Below are 18,955 nucleotides of genomic sequence, written 5' to 3'. Positions count from 1 at the left end.
CGAAAAATTAAACCGCTGCCAACACATCAACAGTGTTCACACCCTCATCAAACTGCAGACTCGCCCAGCGCGCATAAAGCGGCGAACTCTGCAGAAGTTCGGCGTGACTGCCGGTATCCACCAACTTGCCATGATCCAAGACTGCAATAACATCAACATTCACTACCGTCGCTAGACGGTGGGCAATGACGATGGTGGTGCGGCCCTTCATAAGCAATTCCAAGGCTTGCTGAACTTGATACTCACTCTCGGCATCAAGCGCGCTTGTCGCCTCATCTAATAATAATAATCTTGGGTCTGCCAATATCGCTCTAGCAATAGCAATACGCTGACGCTGGCCACCGGAGAGCCGTATACCACCCTCGCCAACAAAACTGTCATAGCCACCTGATAGACGTTCAATAAACTCGTGGGCATACGCCGAGCGCGCCGCCGCTTCTATTTCAGCCGGACTGGCATTGGGTTTACCGTAGCGAATATTGTCAGCCACAGTGCCGGTAAACAACACCGGCTGCTGAGGGACCATGGCAATTTGGCTGCGCAGTTCATCAAGACTGAGTTCGCGAATATCAATACCATCAAAGCGAATCGCCCCGCCCTGTACATCGTAAAAGCGCAAAATTAAATCGACTAAGGTGGACTTACCCGCACCCGAACTTCCCACCAAGGCCACACTGCTACCCGGCGCAATATTCAAAGTTAAATTATCAATAGCGCGCTGCTCAGGGCGCGATGGATAACTAAAGTTCACGGCGTCAAACTGCAAATTACCCGGTGGCGCCGCCGGCAAACTGCGCGGATGCTCAGGAGAAGGCACTAAGTTTTCTGCCGCCAGCAATTCCAGTAGACGCTCAGTCGCGCCCGCTGCTCGTTGCAGATCGCCATATACTTCTGAAATAGCACCCACCGAGGCAGCCACCATCACCGCGTAAAAAATAAAGGCCGTCAATTCGCCGCCACTGATTTCACCAGCCAGCACATCGTGACCACCAACCCACAGCATTGCGGTTACGGCGCCCAACACCAAGGTAATAACAATAGTAGACAGCCATGCGCGCTGATTAATACGCACAATTGCAACGGTAAACGCCGACTCCACATGGCCATTAAAGGCGTCTTTATCGAGCTTTTGATGGTTAAAAGCCTGCACCATCTTTATATTTTTAACTGCCTCACCGACAAAGGTACCCACACCGGCGATACGATCTTGGCTGGTGCGCGACAGCGCGCGAACACGACGCCCAAAAACAATAATCGGCACAACCACCAGCGGCACGCTCAGCATGACTAAACCGGTTAGCTTTGGATTGGTGATGAACAATAGAATTAGACCACCAACAAACATCAGCATATTACGCAGCGCAATAGATACCGATGAGCCGATGACAGTTTGTAGCAAAGTGGTATCGGTGGTGATGCGAGACTGAATCTCTCCGCTGAGATTGGTTTCAAAATAACCGGGGTGAAGGTGAACAACATGCGCGAACACCGCCTTGCGCAAATCTGCACTAACGCGCTCGCCAATCCACGACACCAAATAAAAACGCGCAAAGGTACCGGCAGACAAAAGCAAAATCATGACCATAAACAAGAGCAGTGCTTGGTTTAAAGCCGCTTCTGAGGCATTGCTGGAAAAGCCCTGATCAACCAACATCCGCAAGCCTTGGCCGATAGACAGGGTAATTGCCGCAGTGCAAATCAAGGCTAGGCTAGCCCCCACCATTTGCCAGCGATAAGGCCGCAAGAACGTCATCATCGCCTTTAATACACCAACGTTAGTGCTTTTTTCGCGCTCCGAACCTGTATCCGTCATAAATCTCCCCTGCTTAGCCGCGCATTATCGCCTTTATCGCAAGTACAGGAAAGCGGCGTTTACAGGCATTTACTAGTCAGTAAAATTAATTCGGCGACTGAATGATCAAGGATTCTTTGTCACTGCGCCGCAATTTCTTTATGGCAGCTTCGCGTCGCGATGCCATCGAACGATTCTCTGCGGGCTCGCAATACACCATTGCCTCAGCTGGATCACCTCGAAAAAACCGAGCACCGCGCCCACCCTCGCCGCAATGCTCTCTAAAACGGCGCTCTGGATCTGTGGTGATGCCGGTATACAACTTACCGCTTCGACTGCGCACCAGATATACCCACCAAGCTGACGTCACAAACCCTCTTGCTCCAAGGCATCGGCGTAATCATTTAGCTCGCTTAATATCATCGCATCCGTGCTGGAGCTGCGCTCACCCGCGAGTTCAACCAAGCGCTGCCGAAATTCCGTAAAACCAAGCTGGCCTGGCTCGGGATCACGCAAACATTGACGACAAAAGTCGCGCCATTTTCCGCGCTCAGAATCAGACAAGCTCATGGGAAAATTACGCGCCCGATAGCGCCACAATAATTCCGGTAAGCGCGCATCGCTAAAGCGATAGCTATGCATGGCGAGAATGTCCGGCGTCGCACGGCGAACCTCATCCATCATTTTTTTATCGTCGCCGTTAAAGAAACCGCCGCCGTATAACATGACGTCAGGATCGTTGCTTTGCACAAACTCGCGCGCTCCAAAAATTTTCTGCAACTTCTCTACCACGCCGGATGCTTTATGAAGCTGAGCCCAATGACGGCGGCACTGCGCCATATCGATCTGCAAGCGCTGGCTCACCGCCTCATCGACTAATTTAGCAGTCGCAATAATTGGCGCGCGGTTAATATGAATTTCTTTCAGCGGAATACGTTCAGTACCCTCGGGCAAATCTGCGGTTGCACTAAATACCCGCGCGGCAATTTCCTCAGCGGACAATTCAAGCAGCGGACTAGGATCGACACTTAAGTCATAAACAATCACGCTGTTTTTATTATCGGGGTGCAGAGCCAAAGGCATCATCAGTGCAGAGCAAAACTTAGCTGCGGGCAGGCGCCCAGAGACATGCAATACCGGCACTTGAGTCACCACATCTAACATCGCGGCGACTGTGCGTTTGTCTCGCAGGCTCAGGGCGTAGTCAAACAATTTGGGCTGGCGCTGTTTTAATAACTTGGCCAGATCGATTGTTGCATACACATCCGACAGAGCATCGTGGGCAGATTCGTGACTCAGCCCATTGGCAATACACAGCTCTTCTAGCTTAAAACTGGGCGTGCCGTCTTCGCGCAGGGGCCATTCAATACCGTCAGGGCGCAGAGCGCGACACAGGCGAGCCACATCGATGAGGTCCCAGCGCGAGTTGCCGTTTTGCCACTCGCGGGCATAGGGGTCATAAAAGTTGCGGTATAAGGTGTAGCGCGTCACTTCGTCATCAAATCGGATGCTGTTGTAACCGACACCGCAGGTACCCGGCTGGGATAATTCTGCGTTTACGGTGGCAATAAATTCTGACTCAGACACCCCTTCTTGCAGCGCTTGCTGAGGGGTAATACCGGTAATCAAACAGGCCTCTGGGTGAGGGAGATAATCTGGGGTGGGCCGACTGTAAACCATTAATGGTTCGCCGATAATATTTAACTCAGCGTCGGTTCGCACACCAGCAAACTGCACCGGCCGGTCACGGGCGGGATTCGCGCCCCAAGTTTCGTAGTCGTGCCAATAAAAGGTTGAAGTGGCCAAGATGTCATCCAATCAAAGAAGCAGTGACGGTATTGCACATGGCTGAGGGGAAAAATGCAAACAATGTAATGATTTACTGTTAATCGAGGCGGGATAAATCAAAAAAACATCAGCAGAGCACGCCGAAGCGTGCCCTGCTTTAATGGACTAAGAAACCGTAATCGCCTGCTCTTCAATTTTAGCCTTCCAAATTTGGGGGCCAATTTTATGAACAGACTCACCGCGCACATCAACGGCGACAGTCACCGGCATATCTTCAATGGTGAATTCGTAAATCGCTTCCATTCCCAGCTCAGGAAAGCCCACCACTTCCGACTTTTTAATAGCCTGCGCCACCAAGTAGGCCGCCCCGCCCACAGCCATTAAGTAGGTTGCACCAAACTCTTTAATCGCATCGATAGCCACGTCGCCACGCTCAGACTTACCAATCATGCCCATCAAACCAGTTTCGGCCAGCATGGTGCGGGTAAATTTATCCATTCGTGTTGCCGTGGTCGGGCCAGCAGGGCCAACCACTTCGTCGCGCACCGGGTCAACCGGGCCAACGTAGTATATAAACCGGCCTTTCATATCTACAGGCAGCTTTTCACCACGGGCAAGCATGTCGACCATTTTCTTATGCGCGGCATCCCGACCCGTAAGCATTTTTCCGCTCAGCAAAATCGTATCACCGGGCTTCCAAGTATTCATTTCTTCTTGAGTAACGGTATCAAGATTAACCCGTTTTACATTCTCACCCGCTTCACGAGTCACTTCTGGCCACTCGTCCAATGAGGGCGGCGTGAGCGCCGCAGGGCCGCTGCCATCAAGGGTAAAGTGGGCGTGACGAGTTGCTGCGCAATTGGGGATCATGGCGACCGCTTTGTTAGCAGCATGGGTCGGGAAGTCTTTCACCTTCACATCCAGCACCGTGGTCAAACCACCTAGGCCCTGGGCGCCAATACCTAATTTGTTTACTTTCTCAAACAATTCCAGACGCAATTCTTCGGCGCGATTACTGGCACCGCGCTTTTGCAAATCGTGAATATCGATAGGGTCTAGCAAGGCTTCTTTGGCGATTATCATCGCCTTCTCTGCGGTGCCACCAATACCAATGCCCAGCATACCTGGCGGACACCAGCCAGCACCCATAGTCGGCACCATTTTTAGCACCCAATCCACTACCGAATCAGAGGGGTTTAACATGGCAAATTTGGATTTAGCCTCAGAGCCGCCACCCTTGGCAGCCACGTGCACCTCTACGGTGTCACCGGGGACAATCTCGTAGTGAATAACAGCGGGGGTATTGTCTTTGGTGTTGGCGCGAGCGCCGTCTGGATCTGCCAAAATTGACGCGCGAAGGACATTGTCAGGCAAATTGTAAGCACGGCGAACACCTTCATTCACCATGTCTGTTACGCCCATCGTGCCTTCCCACTGGACATTCATACCGACGGTGAGGAATACGGTCACAATACCGGTATCTTGGCAAATCGGACGTTTGCCCTCAGCGCACATACGCGAGTTGATCAGTATTTGTGCCATCGCATCTTTGGCGGCAGGGTTCTCCTCACGCTGATAGGCTTCATCCATGGCGCGAATAAAATCAACGGGGTGGTAATAAGAAATATATTGCAGCGCGTCGGCCACACTTTGAATAAGGTCATCTTGACGAATTACGGTCACGGGAAGACTCCTGATAAATGGTTGGCGACAGCGCCCAGAACGGCGGCAAAGTATACACCAGCAGGAGGGCGGTAGTGTAGAGCCTAGGGCCGCACCACCGCCTGCCCAAACAAATCAACGCGGTGTCGGGCTGCCCGCATGGTATTGCGTCATCGTTTGGCGCATAGATTCGATATCGCGATTTACTTGCTTACGGAAGGCATTCACCGAGTCTAACCAATCTTCATTTTGAGTAATGCGGCGCTCAACATCTTTGACCCGGGCATCCAAGCTACCGCCAGCGGCGACTTGTTTAGCCATAGTAAATAGCTCTTTACGATTCACTTCAGACTGAGCAATAACCCTGTCCAACTTACCTGACATTGAGGTAAAGGATTCGCGATCACTATTATAAGACGCTGCAATTTTACTTAGCTGCGCATCACTGCTCTTGAGTTTGCTCTCAAGTGCCGCAATTCGTTTGACCGCGGTATCCAGCTCAACCCGTTGCTTGTCTAGAGTGGCATCGTGCTGAGCTAATTCGTCTTTTTGCTTCTTCCAGACATTGTCCCAGAGCTTGCGAACCTCTTGGTCCAATTCCTTGAGCTTCACAGATGTGGTGACGGTACTTTCGCTAATGCTCTCATCTGCTGATGACAGACGCATTTCCAAGGCATCGATGCGGCCCTGACTCGCCAGTATCTGTGCCTGGCTTGCCGTTAACTGCTCGTATAAATAGTAGGACACGCCAGAGAGCAACAATACCAACACCGTCAGCATAAACATGACAAAACCACCGCCACCCTTGGGCGCACCCGCTTTCGGCGTCTTCGGCTGGGCGGGCTTTTTCATTGCCGCGCGCTGCACGATATCCTCATCATCAATCGAGAGTGAAATTTTTGGTTCCTGTCTGTCCGTGCTCACGGTTATCAACTCACTGTGTTTGAAAGAGGTAGAAGAAGAGGCATTATGACACTGGCATGCTGGGGGTTAAAGCACTCGCGGAAGGATTTGAGTCTTATTGGCTACCCAAGTTCATCGCCTTTGTTATACTTTAGCGGTTTTAGCGCTGCGCATTATGCTCAAGCTGCGCCAAGTGCGATATCGAGCAAACCGACAACAATAGAAATCCAACACAACAATACGCAAAACGAGGCTACTTTTAATGGATGCATTTATTTCACCAGACCTGCTACTCCGCTGGTTACACGTCCTATTCGGCATTACCTGGATCGGCTTACTGTACTACTTCAATTTTGTGCAAACCGAATACTTTAAAGAGGCTGAAGCCTCAGCTAAAGCCGACGCCGTAAAAAAACTAGCTCCTAGAGCGCTGTGGTGGTTCCGCTGGGGTGCAATGTTCACCTTTTTAACCGGCTTTGGTCTACTGCACTTCACTATGTCGCGCGGCGGTCTTAACGGCTACATCATTATTGGCGCTCTCATGGGCACCTTAATGTTCTTAAACGTGTGGCTGATTATTTGGCCAAACCAGAAAATCGTTTGCGGCATTGTGCCTGGCGATGCGGCAAAAGCGGCCCCGAAAGCCGGCTTGGCTTCACGTACCAACACATTATTCTCTGCCCCAATGCTAATCGGCATGCTCGGATCCTTTCACGGCACCGGCGCAGCAGGCGCAGCAGCATTAAGTAAAGCAGGACCGTCTATCAGCTTGGGTCTATGGATTTGTATCGGCTTGATAGCGCTACTTCAAATCAATGCAATGTTCGGCAAAACTGGTCCAATGACGACGGTTAAAGGCGTTGTACATTGCAGTGTCGCACTGACAGTAGTCATGGTGGCGCTGCTTCAATTCGTTTAAGCCTTATTAGCTCGTAAAAAAGGGAGCCTTTTGGCTCCCTTTTTTATTGAGTTTTCACTCAGGCTAGCTTACTTAAGCTTATCTAAAACTGATTCGTTCGCAATAACACCAAGGTACAGGCTTCCTCTACCGCAATACCGGCGCTCTCCAGCTTTGCTGCCATCTCCTCGGACTCAGTACCCGGATTAAAAATCACGCGGCGCGGCGCTAAAGCAATGAGCTGGTCGATGTCGTTTTTCAATAACTCTGCTCGAATATACAAGGTCACCGTATCAACCTTTTCGCAAACGGCGGCAATGCTAGCAATACATTTCACCCCACTGACTTCTCCGTGATAGGGGTTCACCGGCAAAACTCTGTGGCCATATTCACGCAGCAGCTGCACCGCTTTAAACGAGTATCGCCCCGGCTTTGGACTTGCCCCAAGCACCAATACTGTTTCAGTCATTAGTCCGTGTCTCCAATCAACTCCCGCACAAACAAAAACCGGGCGACGAGCGCCCGGTATTCTTAAACTATCAGCTGTAAATTATTTTGCAGCCTTACCCATCCAGCGACGCAGGGTCGAAGCCAATTCTTGCGCATTATAGGCTTCCGCATCATCGGGCATGGGGTCTTTACCCATTTTAATTTCTAAGGATGCCTGATAGTTCGTTCGCGTGGTCGACGACGCAATGCCACCACTAAAGCGCGACGGAGATTGCGAAACTACCGTTTGACAGCTAAGTAAACCACAGCGCTGATACACCGCCGTGCCGCCACCAAAGTCATTAATACCAGAGATACTGGTGCTGCTGCGGCTCTTGCTCTCGGTGTCACGATTCACCAAATGGAACCAATTGTAACCATTCTGCAAAGTAAGCTCTGCTGCACGCAACATGGCATAGTCATTTACCGTTTCTTTATCGGTACGGCTATTGCCAGTGAAAGTGACTCGATAGCGATCGCTACCCAATTCAGTTTCTGTATAACCGTATGCACCGCGCTCATCAGCCGGTTGATAGGTAGTTCCAGTGCTACTGCAGCCCGCAACAAGACCAGACAACAAAATGGCAAAAGCCCACTGTAAACGCATAAAATTCTCCTTAAATACTACAATTAATTGCGGCCGCGCCTATCTGCACTTACCGCCTGCCTTTTACTGTACGCACATACTACGCTCTTAGAGCTGAACTGAAACTTAACAAACCATCGTGTCGCGACAAATCATCGAAGATCGCCCCAATTCTTCTGCATTTCCAGATACATAAATGAGGCTGACCAGGCAATCATCACCAAGCCAATAAGCGATTCCAGACCACACAAAAAACGCAAATCACCCAGAGGCACAATGTCCCCAAAACCCAAGGACGTGTAAACCGTAAAGGAAAAATATGCACAATCCAGTAAGGTATTGGAAAAATTACCTGTTAGCTCGCCAAAACTGCCATTGGCATTGAGCAGGTAGTAGGCCACGGAAAAAATCCAGATCTCCACAGTGTGGGCGATTAAAACGCCCACCAAGGCAACCAAAACCCGGTGCCTTGGATTACCCAAGCGAGGTAATAATTTAGCCAGGGAGAATAGGGTTTCGTAGTGAATCAGCACAGCCGCCGAAATCACCCCCATATTAATCAAGCAAATGATTATAAACATATCGACTCAATATCCATTTCAGCTAGATGACAGCGTCATCTTTGCCTCAGCAACGCCACCCGCCGCTAATTGCAACTCATCCCCAAACGCCATACCGCGCTCAACACATATATAGCGGCAGTAATATTGGCCTACATCATCCATTTTAGCAGCCAACACCGCACCGGGATTCCAGATCACCACGGTATCGCAACCCCGGCCATCTATCTCGATGTTACGATTGCTATCGATAAGCGTCTGACTCGCTCCTACCGCCTCGTATACCCGGTCTATCTCCCGATCAAACACCAAGCTATCGCTTTGCACAAACCGAGACAAACCTTGGCAGTTATCTAGATACTCGCGGCCGTCGATGCCCTCTAGTTTAATTACTGAAGAATCGCTAACCGAAAAATAGCTATGGAAGGCGAAACTCAATGGCATTAGCTCTTGCCCCTCATTGCTAAGCCGTAAACTAAGGCGCAACTCCGTTCCAAGCTCAATAGTCAGCTCAGCGAGAAAGGCATAAGGGAATAGCGCTAAATCCTCACTATTGGGACGAAACACCAAGCGTAAACTAATCGTATCGTCCGGCGCTTGTTGAACATCGTCTAGGCTCCAAAGCTGGGTGCGAGCGAGACCGTGCTTTGGCAAGTCAGCTTGGCGGCGATTCACGCCAAACCACGGCAGGCAGACCGGAATACCGCCTCGAATGGCATCCCCAGGACGAAACCTAGACAGCGGACTCAACCACAACAACTCTTGCTTAGCCGCAGGACAAAACGCCAAAACCTGCGCGCCCTGCAAGGAAATAACCGCACGGCATTTTGCGCTAATACACTCCAACACCGGCAAGTCCGCGGACTCGGAATTCAGCGCCGAAAAGCCATCCGCCTCCGTAAAAATATCGCTAGCGGGTCGCAAGTGGATTTGAGCATTACGTAATTCAAGCATATCTATGCTTGCAGCGATGTCTGCAGTCACCAAAGATTTCTCCACTTTAATTCATGTTCACTCGCGCGGTTTTAATCGCGCTTCTGGCGTAGCACCAGCATATCGCTGGCGCCTTTCTGAAATTGGTAGGCAACGGGCTTTAACTCAGCAATATAATCCCGTTCATTAAAGTAGCGCAGCACCCCGGGGACATGCTGCGACACTCGGCCATCTAAACTTAATAAGGGGTATATCCGCACTTCTTTGGCAACCCGACACATTTCAACCAAGGCATCGATATGCTGGGCCGCGTCAATTTGCTCGCTGTATAAAAACAAGAGATGGGAACACAGGGCAAGATCAAATTCAGCATCAAAAAACGGCAGCTCCGGTAAGCTGGCATCAACATAGCGCCCGTCCTCGAGACCGTTGTCGAAGTCAGCCAGAAATCGGTTCATAGCCGACATCCGAACCGAACCGACATGGCCAGGGTCTTTGAAACTGCCCCAATAATAATGCTGGGTATTGCGGGCAAGCTCAGCAAGAATGCCAGGGTAAACCCGCTGAATACGACTGCGAATACCCTCAGCAGAAAACTGATAGATGGGATCGACCGACATAATGCGGCCACCATGCTGGGTCAGTTCCGCATTAAAACTGGCAGGGCCGTCGCCACAGCCCAGTATATGGCATTCTAAGTCTCGCTCTGACAGGGAAAACATACTGCAGTATTCGCCGTAAGATCGCCCCCATGGAACAATGGATGACAGTTCCAAAACTTCCTCTCAATAATGAATGCTAGCTCGTATCGGGCTGCTATTTAACACAGGCAACACCATAACCATCGCCGCCAAGCAAGTATAGTGATCGTCGCGGGGACAGCACAAACGGTTTGCACAATCCCGTCCCAATCAGCCGACACTGGTGCAACAGGTCTTCCCTCAACGAATATCGCTACTTAAACATCCTGCATCTATGCGAATTCCGCTCCGTCGATGAATGTGAACAATAGCGTCATTCCCAATAATACCCTGACGAGATACTTCTTAACTCATTGAAATTCACAAAAAACGCGATATGATCAGGGGAAAGGAATGTATGACAGAAATAGCGGGAATTAGTCTTCGTTTGAGCGAGTCTTGTGAATTATAAAGAAGCCAACTCATTGAAATTTTTTAACCTATACTACCCCCCAACTTTGACAAGGGGCTAAAATGATAGGGAGCGAGAGCCCTTATAATAAACTATTAGTTCTCTATAGGTACGCTGGGCATATGAACTCTCCGATTTTGTTACTAAGTGCGCCGTTCCGATCGGCTGCAAACCTAGATACAGCCCGCGCCACTGCGGCTGAACAAACTTTTTTACGCGACATTGAAGTTCTTTGTGCAAAGCTCGAGAAAGACCTGCCAAAATCAATCACCGTAAGTTCAAGTATAGATTCGAAATCACTAGCCGAATTGAAATATAGCTCGATTATGGAAGATAGTCTTCCTTCAAGCGCAAAGCCATTCCTTACCCTAAGTTTCGATACAGTAACTCTTGAAATTGGCAATAATGACGACATTCGCGTTTACGATTGCATAGTCGAATTTTATGACAATACAGTTGCGATTCTCAAAATGGCAGCAGACGTTGTTCATAATCGACCTACTGAAAGTAAGGTTCTGCCGAAAAATCTGGATGAACTAACAACATTATTGTGCGTTGACTTTCTTAACAAAAATGCAAGCGTCTTCGAAGAGGTAGACCGCGCAATCCAGTTGCTAATTCAAGCTGGAGAAGTTACCTGCTTCCTCGCAAAAGATTCGTTTAAGATATTCGAACATGAGGCAATAGAATTAACACCAGTGACACCCTTGTGGGTTACAAGAATTGCGATTATAGATAAAAATCGCGTTGACGTTGTTTCTTTAGAATCATGGATACAGAATAAAGTAAATGAAAAAAATGGCGTGAATTTCAGTGATGCGACTGCATATTTTTTTATCGGCAATAGTCTGGTGATTGGTGTGCTGCAAGAGGACGAAATTCATTCCCTCCGCTCAGCATTATCAACTGCTACATATTTTTACGTTCTTGCCGACCTGATCAATACGACATTGAGGAATATGGTTTCAAAATCTAGAGTTTCAGAAGAAGCTCAACGGGAAACCTACTACGCGAGCCACATGAGGATTGCCTCACATATAGACTTCATAGAAAGCCTGTTCAATGACGTATGGCTGGGTCTTCAGGGCCATCGAAAAATGGTCGCGACCGCGTTATTTTTTACATGGGAGTATGACTTACTTAAAAGCTCGCTTGCGGTTAAGCGCGAGTTACTAAACAAGGATATTTCGGCTGCGATTGAGCGGCGCCATATACGCAACGAAAAAATGGTTGAAATTTCTCTTGCTGCAATCGGTGGGGTTGCGGTTTTAGATTTTTGTATAAATCTATTTGCGTATTCTCGTGATCAGTCATTTTCTCCAGACGAAATTCCAGGATTCACAGATTGGCCTTCAATTTCCTCCATAGACCTATCCTTATACTCCATAGCTATTGCGATTGGTGCATTAGCGGTGGCTATCGCGAGAAAGGAAAGATAGTGCAGACTTTATTTGATTTATTGAACTACGCCGCCTCGTCTAAAGCACCACCTCTTTGGGCGACCGAGAATGATCGTGTACATCGCGATTTTCAGATTGCTAGTAAGTTTCAAAACACGCTGAATTTTAGAGTTTACGGCACAAACACGCTTACGGGCCATAGAGACGGGGAGGAAGGTTTCGGTACCGAAAACATTGATATTAATGCGGAGATATTGTCTACCCATGCGATTTCGTATGGTGAGAATTACTGTGCCTTTGAAGTAAAGTGCATATCTTACGCCAAACTTTATTCCCTCGCGGCTGGCTACACCGGGATAGACACCCGTTGTTATCGAGAGCTTCAGGAATTATGCGTTAGAACCGACTTTAATCCTCTCATTCCAAAGGGTTCATCTTATTCATGCGGTGATGTAATCCCTGCAGCACATTGGGCTCGTAATGTATTTGAGAGATTTAGAGATAAGAACATACCCACGCCGCAAGGTACAGCAATGGCGCTGATTAACGGAGCTTTTGTACATATTGGTCTTGCCGCAGCCTCGGTAAAAAATATTGAGATACCGTTTGCGATTTTTCTGGAGAATTCTATTGCACACGCTCAATTCTCTAATCGAGTTGGCGAGCTGTATTACTTTAGTAACGCGGAACGATCGTGGCCAGCTTCAGTTATGCAACATGTTCGAGCTAAGGTTGTTAAAAGGGGATTTTCTCATGAGAAACAAAGTTCAGTTTCTATAAGAGCTATACCACAGGAGTTAGAAGCCTTTTGTGTTGCTGCCGAAGACTATATGCGTGAGATTAATCTTCTAATTTTCAAACCCTCAGGAAATCCACTCTTCGTCGAAGGCGAACCTGCACCACTTTCACAGGCCAGCTTTTTTTGCCCAACCCTATCAATAAAAACCGGGGCGTTAATAGAAGCCATTCTGTTTTGTGCCTGGGCGGTGGTTCAGAGGGTTATTTTCATTTTGAGTGGTGACACGACCGTGCCAATTGATGGAGGCGATCAGGGTTCGCCTTTGGGGCTCATTCAAATTCCAAAGTTAATGATGGGAAAGCTTGAGGCAATGCGTTCAAAATATGGCTCTCGTTGCTACTCATCCGGGGGACAAACTTCGTATGGCATTGAAGACCTTTGGACGCACGGCGTCGGGCAGGTTGAGAATCTAATCGAGGTTCTAGGAGATTTTTCGGAAATTTCAATACTTGAAGCCTACGTGCTTGCAATGGCAGATAAAAAATTTGACATCTTTGCTGAGCCCAGCAAATTTATTAAGAAAGTAAAAGAATCGGCTGCTCCTGCTGACGCTGTTGCACTCTTGAGGGACGACCGCTTGCTAATGTTACTTGAAGAAAGTTTGGAGCAGTTCCCAACCAGACATCCAAAAGACTCCTGCAGGTGACACTTGACCGGCTGCCCATTTTTACTAGATATACGAGGAGTGACGAATGGCCAATTATCCCGAAGCGCTTGACCACATGCTCGCAGCATGGAATGAAGCTGACGCTGCCAAAGTTAGAAACCACCTAGATAAAGCACTAGATTCGAATGTGCGTTTTGTTGACCCCTCTATTGATGTCACTGGTATTGAAGGATTTGAGCATAATATTCACGACGTTAAGTCAAAGATTCCGGGCGCAGTGTATTCTCGAAGCAGTGGCGTGGATTCTCAGCATAATTTTCACCGCTACCATTGGGCTATTCATCAAGAAGGTCAGTTGCTGCTGTCTGGATTTGATGTAACGGAAACCGATGAGCAAGGTAAAGTACGGTGTGTTATAGGTTTTTTTGGTGAGGTTCCGAAAAACTAGCAGCTAAAACAATTGGCACACCGGTCACAGACAATGTCAACACAGGCAAACGCGACCTGTGAGTGAACTTGTGTGTTATCGCCCGATGCTTTCTTTGATTCAGTTTGAAGGACTTAGGCAGTTTTTTCGTAGAAAAGCACCTCTGCGGAATAGACAGAGATGCTTATTCTGGACGGGTAGTGGGAAGTTTAAACTACCCTTCCCAACGTTTGCTTTGGCCTTTGATCATTAGGCCGATTTACAGGTTTTGATTCCCCCTCCCTCTTTTACTGGGGAATAGGCAGCCCTGCACCACCACCGCTCAAATCAGGTGCGCCAAATGAAGCGGCAACATTGCCTTCAAAGTCGGGTTGGCCATCTGCCTTAACAGCAAACAGTGGCAGCCTAACACTGGCTGTCACATTCACTGCCGGTATAGTTATGTCACGGGAGAACGCCTCTAGGTACTGAGGATGATAGCCACTGAGCCACAAACCCAATTCATCACCGTCCACTAGCCGCTCGGCTATGCCCACCATATCGATATCGGTATGCTCACCCAAACCTCGTACCGGTGCTATCTGATCGTCTAGCAAGCGCCACTCACCACCAGCGCTGCGGATCGCCAAACCGGCAAACAAGATACTGTCACAGCCCGTTCGCAAGGTAGGAATACTGCCCAGCGCACATACCGCGTCGTTAATCTGCTGGGGTGTTGTCACCGTAATGTCCAGCTGGGGAATGCCCGCAACAATGACGCCATTGGTATCGTTCACACTCAGCAGAGGGACAATATTAACGTCCTGCCCCTGCCCCAGTGCCGACGGTAAATGGGCGACTTGAGCGGCAACACCATTAAAGATATTGCTTGCCGACACATCATTGAATTCAGTAAACGTCACCGCCGTTGTGTCATTAACAGAACGCCGCGCCTTAAATTGTGATACTGGAATCATCACCGCATCATCATCCGCGAGTGATGTACAAATTGCGTTTTCGCCACTGAGATAAGCAGCGGCCGGCAAACCGCGGAGCTTTTCATCTAGCCAGGCAATCGTCGCATCGCGCTGATTTATATCGCCACAGGCAAACTTACCGCCTGGCGCTTGAAAATAAAGTGGGTCTGGGCTTTCAGGAACAAAGCCGGAAATAATATGCCCGCTTTCATGGGTCAGCATACGAACTTCGTGGCCTGTTGCCGCCGCTCGCTCGCTTAAGCACTGAAAATTCCACCATGCCTCATTAAAATTAAACAAGGTGTCGCGGATACCTTGGGTAAGTAAAATATCTACACCGGGCTGGCCAGTGTATGTATTGCTACCGGGAACCTCGTTAAACTCACTACTGATATTATTATTCAATGGGCTCGCGGCGACGCTGTAGGGCATGGTCGCCTGACCATTCAGCCCGCACCAATAACGCGGGCTGTGATAGGTAAACCAATCCAGCGCATCACGGGGAAACTCGTTAGTCGCCACGCCGCGCGCCAAGGTTTCCAGCACAAAGGGATCAAGACCTCGCGCCAGCGGCGATTCCTGATTCTCCAAGCCTGGCTGAACACTACCTGCCGTTCCTCCAGCAACCAACAATAGCGACCACGCAGATTTAACAACGTCACCCTGATTAAGGCTATAGGGGAGATTGTGCCAAGTTATATCGGGAACCATCGCATCTAGGCGCTGCTTTTCATCAACGCCGTGAATCAGCATTTGATAGCCACCGCCATAGCTTGAACCCACTGAACCGGTCAGCAAGTTGACGCCACCAGCAACACTCACTGGCACTTCTGGGCGCGCTGCTAAGTCGCCGGTGCTTTCGTCACGCCACGCTAGGTAATCGAGATTGGCTTCTGCCCAGTCCAAAATCTGCAGTAGATCCAGACCTTCAAATTCAGGGTCCATCACCCTCACGGTGCCACCGCTGTCGCCAAAGCCGCGCAAATCTATACTGATTACCGGGTAACCGCCAGCGACCAATCTATCAAGCGCATTACCTGTATATCCGCTGCCGGTATCACTGACCCGTGCACCACCGAAACCATGGCTATGAAGAACCAAAGGGTGGGCACCTAAAGCGCGCTGGCCACAATTTATTTCAGCGGGCTCAAACACTTCAAAGCTGATATTTTCGCCGCTAGCCGACACTAGGTTTACTTGATAGTGGCGATTTGCCGTGACGCTGGCAAAGCTGTCGCCGCATGAGGCATTGGTTTGATTCACTGCGCAGCCGTTGCCGTCTACACTCTCGCCCGCGGCGGTGTCTGCACATAAGTCAGACTCATTGCCAACATTGTCACCATCGCTGTCGCGGTTATCTTCTGGATCGCAGGCGTCGCCAATGGCATCGCCATCTAAATCTTGCTGATTGGTATTGGCGAGCGCGGGGCAGTTGTCATCAGCTTCTGTTACACCATCACCGTCGGTGTCGCGATCATCCTGAGGGTCGCAGACATCACCGATGCCATCCCCATCTGTATCCTGCTGATCTAAGTTGGCATCCGCAGGGCAATTATCACCGGCATTATCCACCCCATCATTATCGGCATCGTTATCACAAGCATCACCGACGCCGTCGGTGTCTGCGTCGGCCTGACCGGGATTAGAGTCAACGGGACAATTGTCATCCGCATCCGCAATACCGTCCATATCGGTATCTACGGGCTGATCGCCGCCGCCATCACCGCTATTATCTTCGTCATCACAGGCGTCACCAATAAGATCGCCGTCTAAATCCGCTTGATCGGAATTCGCGACGACCGGGCAGTTATCGCCGCCGTTTAGTACACCATCATTGTCAGCGTCTGGATCGCAGGCGTCTCCAAGGTCATCGAGGTCGGCATTTGCCTGCCCCGGATTGCTATCTTGAGGACAATTATCGACATCGTTCGCTATGCCGTCAGAATCGGTGTCCTGGGTCGGAGTTCCGCCCCCACCACCATTACCACCATCTGTCGGTGAACCGACAGATCCGGTGCTTGAGACAGAATTACCACCGCAAGCCGATAAGGCTGCAACAGCTAGTAGGACGCACAAATAACGACTAAGGGACATAAGAGACACCTGAAGACTTATTGTTATGACTTGAATCGTGTTTCGCTGCGCCCAACCGAGACCCAACTAATACACATTTTTTCATTTATATGACAATACTACACAAATTAGACCTGAGCACACAAGCCAAAACTTAGGCAGCATGTTAGATAGCTAGTGGGAGGCTGAGGGGGCTCAAAATTGAGGCATAAAAAAACCCCGCCGAAGCGGGGTTTTTGGTAGAACGGAGGGGCTAAATTACATCATGCCGCCCATGCCGCCCATACCACCCATACCGCCGCCCATATCAGGCATGCCGCCAGCGCCTTCATCAGACTTAGGCGCATCAGCAATCATGCACTCAGTTGTGATGATTAGACCAGCAACCGAACCCGCTGCCTGCAGTGCAGTACGCGTTACTTTGGCAGGGTCAAGAATACCCATTTCCATCATATCGCCGTATTCGCCAGTCGCTGCGTTGTAACCGAAGTTACCAGTACCGTTGCGAACCTTATCTAGAACAACCGATGCTTCATCACCAGCGTTGGCAACGATTTGACGCATTGGCGCTTCCAGTGCACGCAAGGCTGCATTGATACCGGCAGTTTGATCCAAGTTATCGCCTTCAATAAGGCCGATATTAGAAACCGCGCGAACCAGAGCAACACCACCGCCAGGAACCACACCTTCTTCAACAGCAGCACGGGTTGCGTGCAGCGCATCTTCAACGCGGGCTTTCTTCTCTTTCATTTCCATTTCAGTAGCTGCGCCAACCTTGATAACCGCAACACCGCCAGCTAATTTAGCTACGCGCTCTTGAAGCTTCTCACGGTCGTAGTCAGAGCTGGTGTTTTCGATCTGAGTGCGGATCTCGCCAACACGCGCTTGAATAGCAGCGGCTTCGCCAGCGCCATCAACAATCACGGTGTTGTCTTTATCCATGGTCACGCGCTTAGCGGTACCAAGGTGCTCAAGAGTCACTTGCTCAAGATCTAGACCCACTTCTTCAGAAATAACGGTACCGCCAGTCAGAATTGCAAGGTCTTGCAACATCGCTTTACGACGATCACCAAAGCCGGGCGCTTTACAGGCAGCAACTTTAACGATGCCACGCATGGTATTAACAACCAGAGTGGCCAGTGCTTCGCCTTCAACGTCTTCTGCAACAATAATCAGCGGACGGCTAGATTTAGCGACCTGCTCAAGCAAGGGCAGCAATTCACGAATATTAGAGACTTTTTTGTCAGCCAACAAAATGAATGGACTGTCGTGCTCAACACTCATATTTTCAGTGTTGTTAACGAAGTAAGGTGACAAGTAACCGCGGTCGAACTGCATACCTTCAACAACTTCTAACTCGTTTTCTAGGCCTTGACCTTCTTCAACCGTGATAACGCCTTCTTTACCGACTTTCTCCATTGCTTCAGCAATGATGTCACCGATATTTGCGTCGCTATTGGCAGAGATAGTACCGACCTGGGCAATCGCTTTAGTATCAGAGCATGGGCTAGCCAGTTTTTTGACTTCAGCAACAGCGGCTGCAATTGCTTTGTCGATGCCGCGCTTGATATCCATTGGATTCATGCCAGCAGCAACAGATTTCAAACCTTCGTTCACAATAGCCTGAGCCAAAACAGTTGCAGTGGTGGTGCCATCACCGGCATCGTCAGAAGCGCGTGAAGCAACTTCCTTCACCATTTGCGCGCCCATATTTTCAAGGCGGTCTTCAAGCTCAATTTCTTTCGCTACAGATACACCATCTTTAGTGATGGTTGGTGCACCGTATGATTTTTCAAGAACAACGTTACGGCCTTTAGGACCCAAAGTGACCTTAACGGCATTTGCCAAAATATTAACACCAGCCACCATGCGCTGGCGTGCTTCATTACCGAATACTACGTCTTTTGCTGCCATGATCGTATAACCCTTT

16 protein-coding genes are annotated in these 18,955 nt (G+C 49.5%); 4 read left to right on the top strand and 12 right to left on the bottom strand.

The window, feature by feature from the left end; genetic code table 11:
* Positions 1 to 7: 7 nt before the first annotated feature.
* The 5 genes from AB4875_RS17030 to AB4875_RS17010 form a co-directional block, all read right to left on the bottom strand.
* On the bottom strand, positions 8 to 1,813 hold the full coding sequence (locus AB4875_RS17030; protein WP_368377314.1) for an ABC transporter transmembrane domain-containing protein: 1,806 nt from the start codon (positions 1,811 to 1,813) through the stop codon (positions 8 to 10).
* Between the two features lie 85 nt (positions 1,814 to 1,898).
* Entirely contained in the window at positions 1,899 to 2,162 is a 264-nt protein-coding gene (locus AB4875_RS17025; RefSeq protein ID WP_368377313.1) for a GIY-YIG nuclease family protein, read from the bottom strand.
* A complete protein-coding gene (sbcB, locus tag AB4875_RS17020) occupies positions 2,159 to 3,598 on the bottom strand; it encodes an exodeoxyribonuclease I (RefSeq protein WP_368377312.1) in 1,440 nt (479 codons plus the stop codon). Before sbcB ends, AB4875_RS17025 begins: the two co-directional genes overlap by 4 nt.
* Before the next feature lie 147 nt (positions 3,599 to 3,745).
* A complete protein-coding gene (locus AB4875_RS17015) occupies positions 3,746 to 5,263 on the bottom strand; it encodes a fumarate hydratase (protein ID WP_368377311.1) in 1,518 nt (505 codons plus the stop codon).
* Between the two features lie 114 nt (positions 5,264 to 5,377).
* Positions 5,378 to 6,166, bottom strand: a complete 789-nt coding sequence (locus AB4875_RS17010) for a hypothetical protein (protein WP_368377310.1) — start codon at positions 6,164 to 6,166, stop codon at positions 5,378 to 5,380.
* 241 nt (positions 6,167 to 6,407) lie between these two features.
* On the opposite strand from AB4875_RS17010, the gene AB4875_RS17005 reads away from it, so the two are divergent.
* Complete coding sequence (locus AB4875_RS17005; protein ID WP_368377309.1) at positions 6,408 to 7,064, top strand: urate hydroxylase PuuD; 657 nt, start codon at positions 6,408 to 6,410, stop codon at positions 7,062 to 7,064.
* 82 nt (positions 7,065 to 7,146) lie between these two features.
* Here the strand turns inward: AB4875_RS17005 and AB4875_RS17000 are convergent, their stop codons facing one another.
* The 5 genes from AB4875_RS17000 to AB4875_RS16980 form a co-directional block, all read right to left on the bottom strand.
* A complete protein-coding gene (locus AB4875_RS17000) occupies positions 7,147 to 7,512 on the bottom strand; it encodes a CoA-binding protein (protein WP_368377308.1) in 366 nt (121 codons plus the stop codon).
* Positions 7,513 to 7,593: 81 nt separating this feature from the next.
* Positions 7,594 to 8,139, bottom strand: a complete 546-nt coding sequence (locus AB4875_RS16995) for a CC0125/CC1285 family lipoprotein (RefSeq protein WP_368377307.1) — start codon at positions 8,137 to 8,139, stop codon at positions 7,594 to 7,596.
* A gap of 131 nt (positions 8,140 to 8,270) precedes the next feature.
* Positions 8,271 to 8,699, bottom strand: a complete 429-nt coding sequence (locus AB4875_RS16990; RefSeq protein ID WP_368377306.1) for a potassium channel family protein — start codon at positions 8,697 to 8,699, stop codon at positions 8,271 to 8,273.
* 18 nt (positions 8,700 to 8,717) lie between these two features.
* Complete coding sequence (locus AB4875_RS16985) at positions 8,718 to 9,662, bottom strand: D-hexose-6-phosphate mutarotase (RefSeq protein ID WP_368377305.1); 945 nt, start codon at positions 9,660 to 9,662, stop codon at positions 8,718 to 8,720.
* Between the two features lie 41 nt (positions 9,663 to 9,703).
* Positions 9,704 to 10,387, bottom strand: a complete 684-nt coding sequence (locus tag AB4875_RS16980; protein ID WP_368377304.1) for a class I SAM-dependent methyltransferase — start codon at positions 10,385 to 10,387, stop codon at positions 9,704 to 9,706.
* A 498-nt stretch (positions 10,388 to 10,885) separates the two neighbouring features.
* On the opposite strand from AB4875_RS16980, the gene AB4875_RS16975 reads away from it, so the two are divergent.
* Genes AB4875_RS16975 through AB4875_RS16965 form a run of 3 tightly spaced genes read left to right on the top strand, consistent with a single transcriptional unit; the run spans position 10,886 to position 14,017 of the window.
* Positions 10,886 to 12,202 (top strand): hypothetical protein, encoded by a 1,317-nt coding sequence (locus tag AB4875_RS16975; protein WP_368377303.1) that lies wholly within the window; start codon positions 10,886 to 10,888, stop codon positions 12,200 to 12,202.
* Complete coding sequence (locus AB4875_RS16970) at positions 12,202 to 13,608, top strand: aromatic amino acid lyase (protein ID WP_368377302.1); 1,407 nt, start codon at positions 12,202 to 12,204, stop codon at positions 13,606 to 13,608. Before AB4875_RS16975 ends, AB4875_RS16970 begins: the two co-directional genes overlap by 1 nt.
* Before the next feature lie 46 nt (positions 13,609 to 13,654).
* On the top strand, positions 13,655 to 14,017 hold the full coding sequence (locus AB4875_RS16965) for a hypothetical protein (RefSeq protein WP_368377301.1): 363 nt from the start codon (positions 13,655 to 13,657) through the stop codon (positions 14,015 to 14,017).
* Between the two features lie 266 nt (positions 14,018 to 14,283).
* On the opposite strand, the gene AB4875_RS16960 is transcribed toward AB4875_RS16965, so the two are convergent.
* Together AB4875_RS16960 and groL are read right to left on the bottom strand one after the other, a co-directional pair.
* Entirely contained in the window at positions 14,284 to 17,046 is a 2,763-nt protein-coding gene (locus AB4875_RS16960) for a thrombospondin type 3 repeat-containing protein (RefSeq protein WP_368377300.1), read from the bottom strand.
* Between the two features lie 237 nt (positions 17,047 to 17,283).
* Positions 17,284 to 18,939: a chaperonin GroEL gene (gene groL / locus AB4875_RS16955; protein WP_368377299.1), complete on the bottom strand. Its 1,656-nt coding sequence runs from the start codon at positions 18,937 to 18,939 to the stop codon at positions 17,284 to 17,286.
* Between the last annotated feature and the right edge of the window lie 16 nt (positions 18,940 to 18,955).

It is taken from the genome of Zhongshania sp. R06B22 (genome assembly GCF_040892595.1).
Taxonomy (GTDB): Bacteria; Pseudomonadota; Gammaproteobacteria; order Pseudomonadales; family Spongiibacteraceae; genus Spongiibacter; species Spongiibacter arctica.
This window is presented reverse-complemented; position numbering and strand designations above follow the sequence as displayed.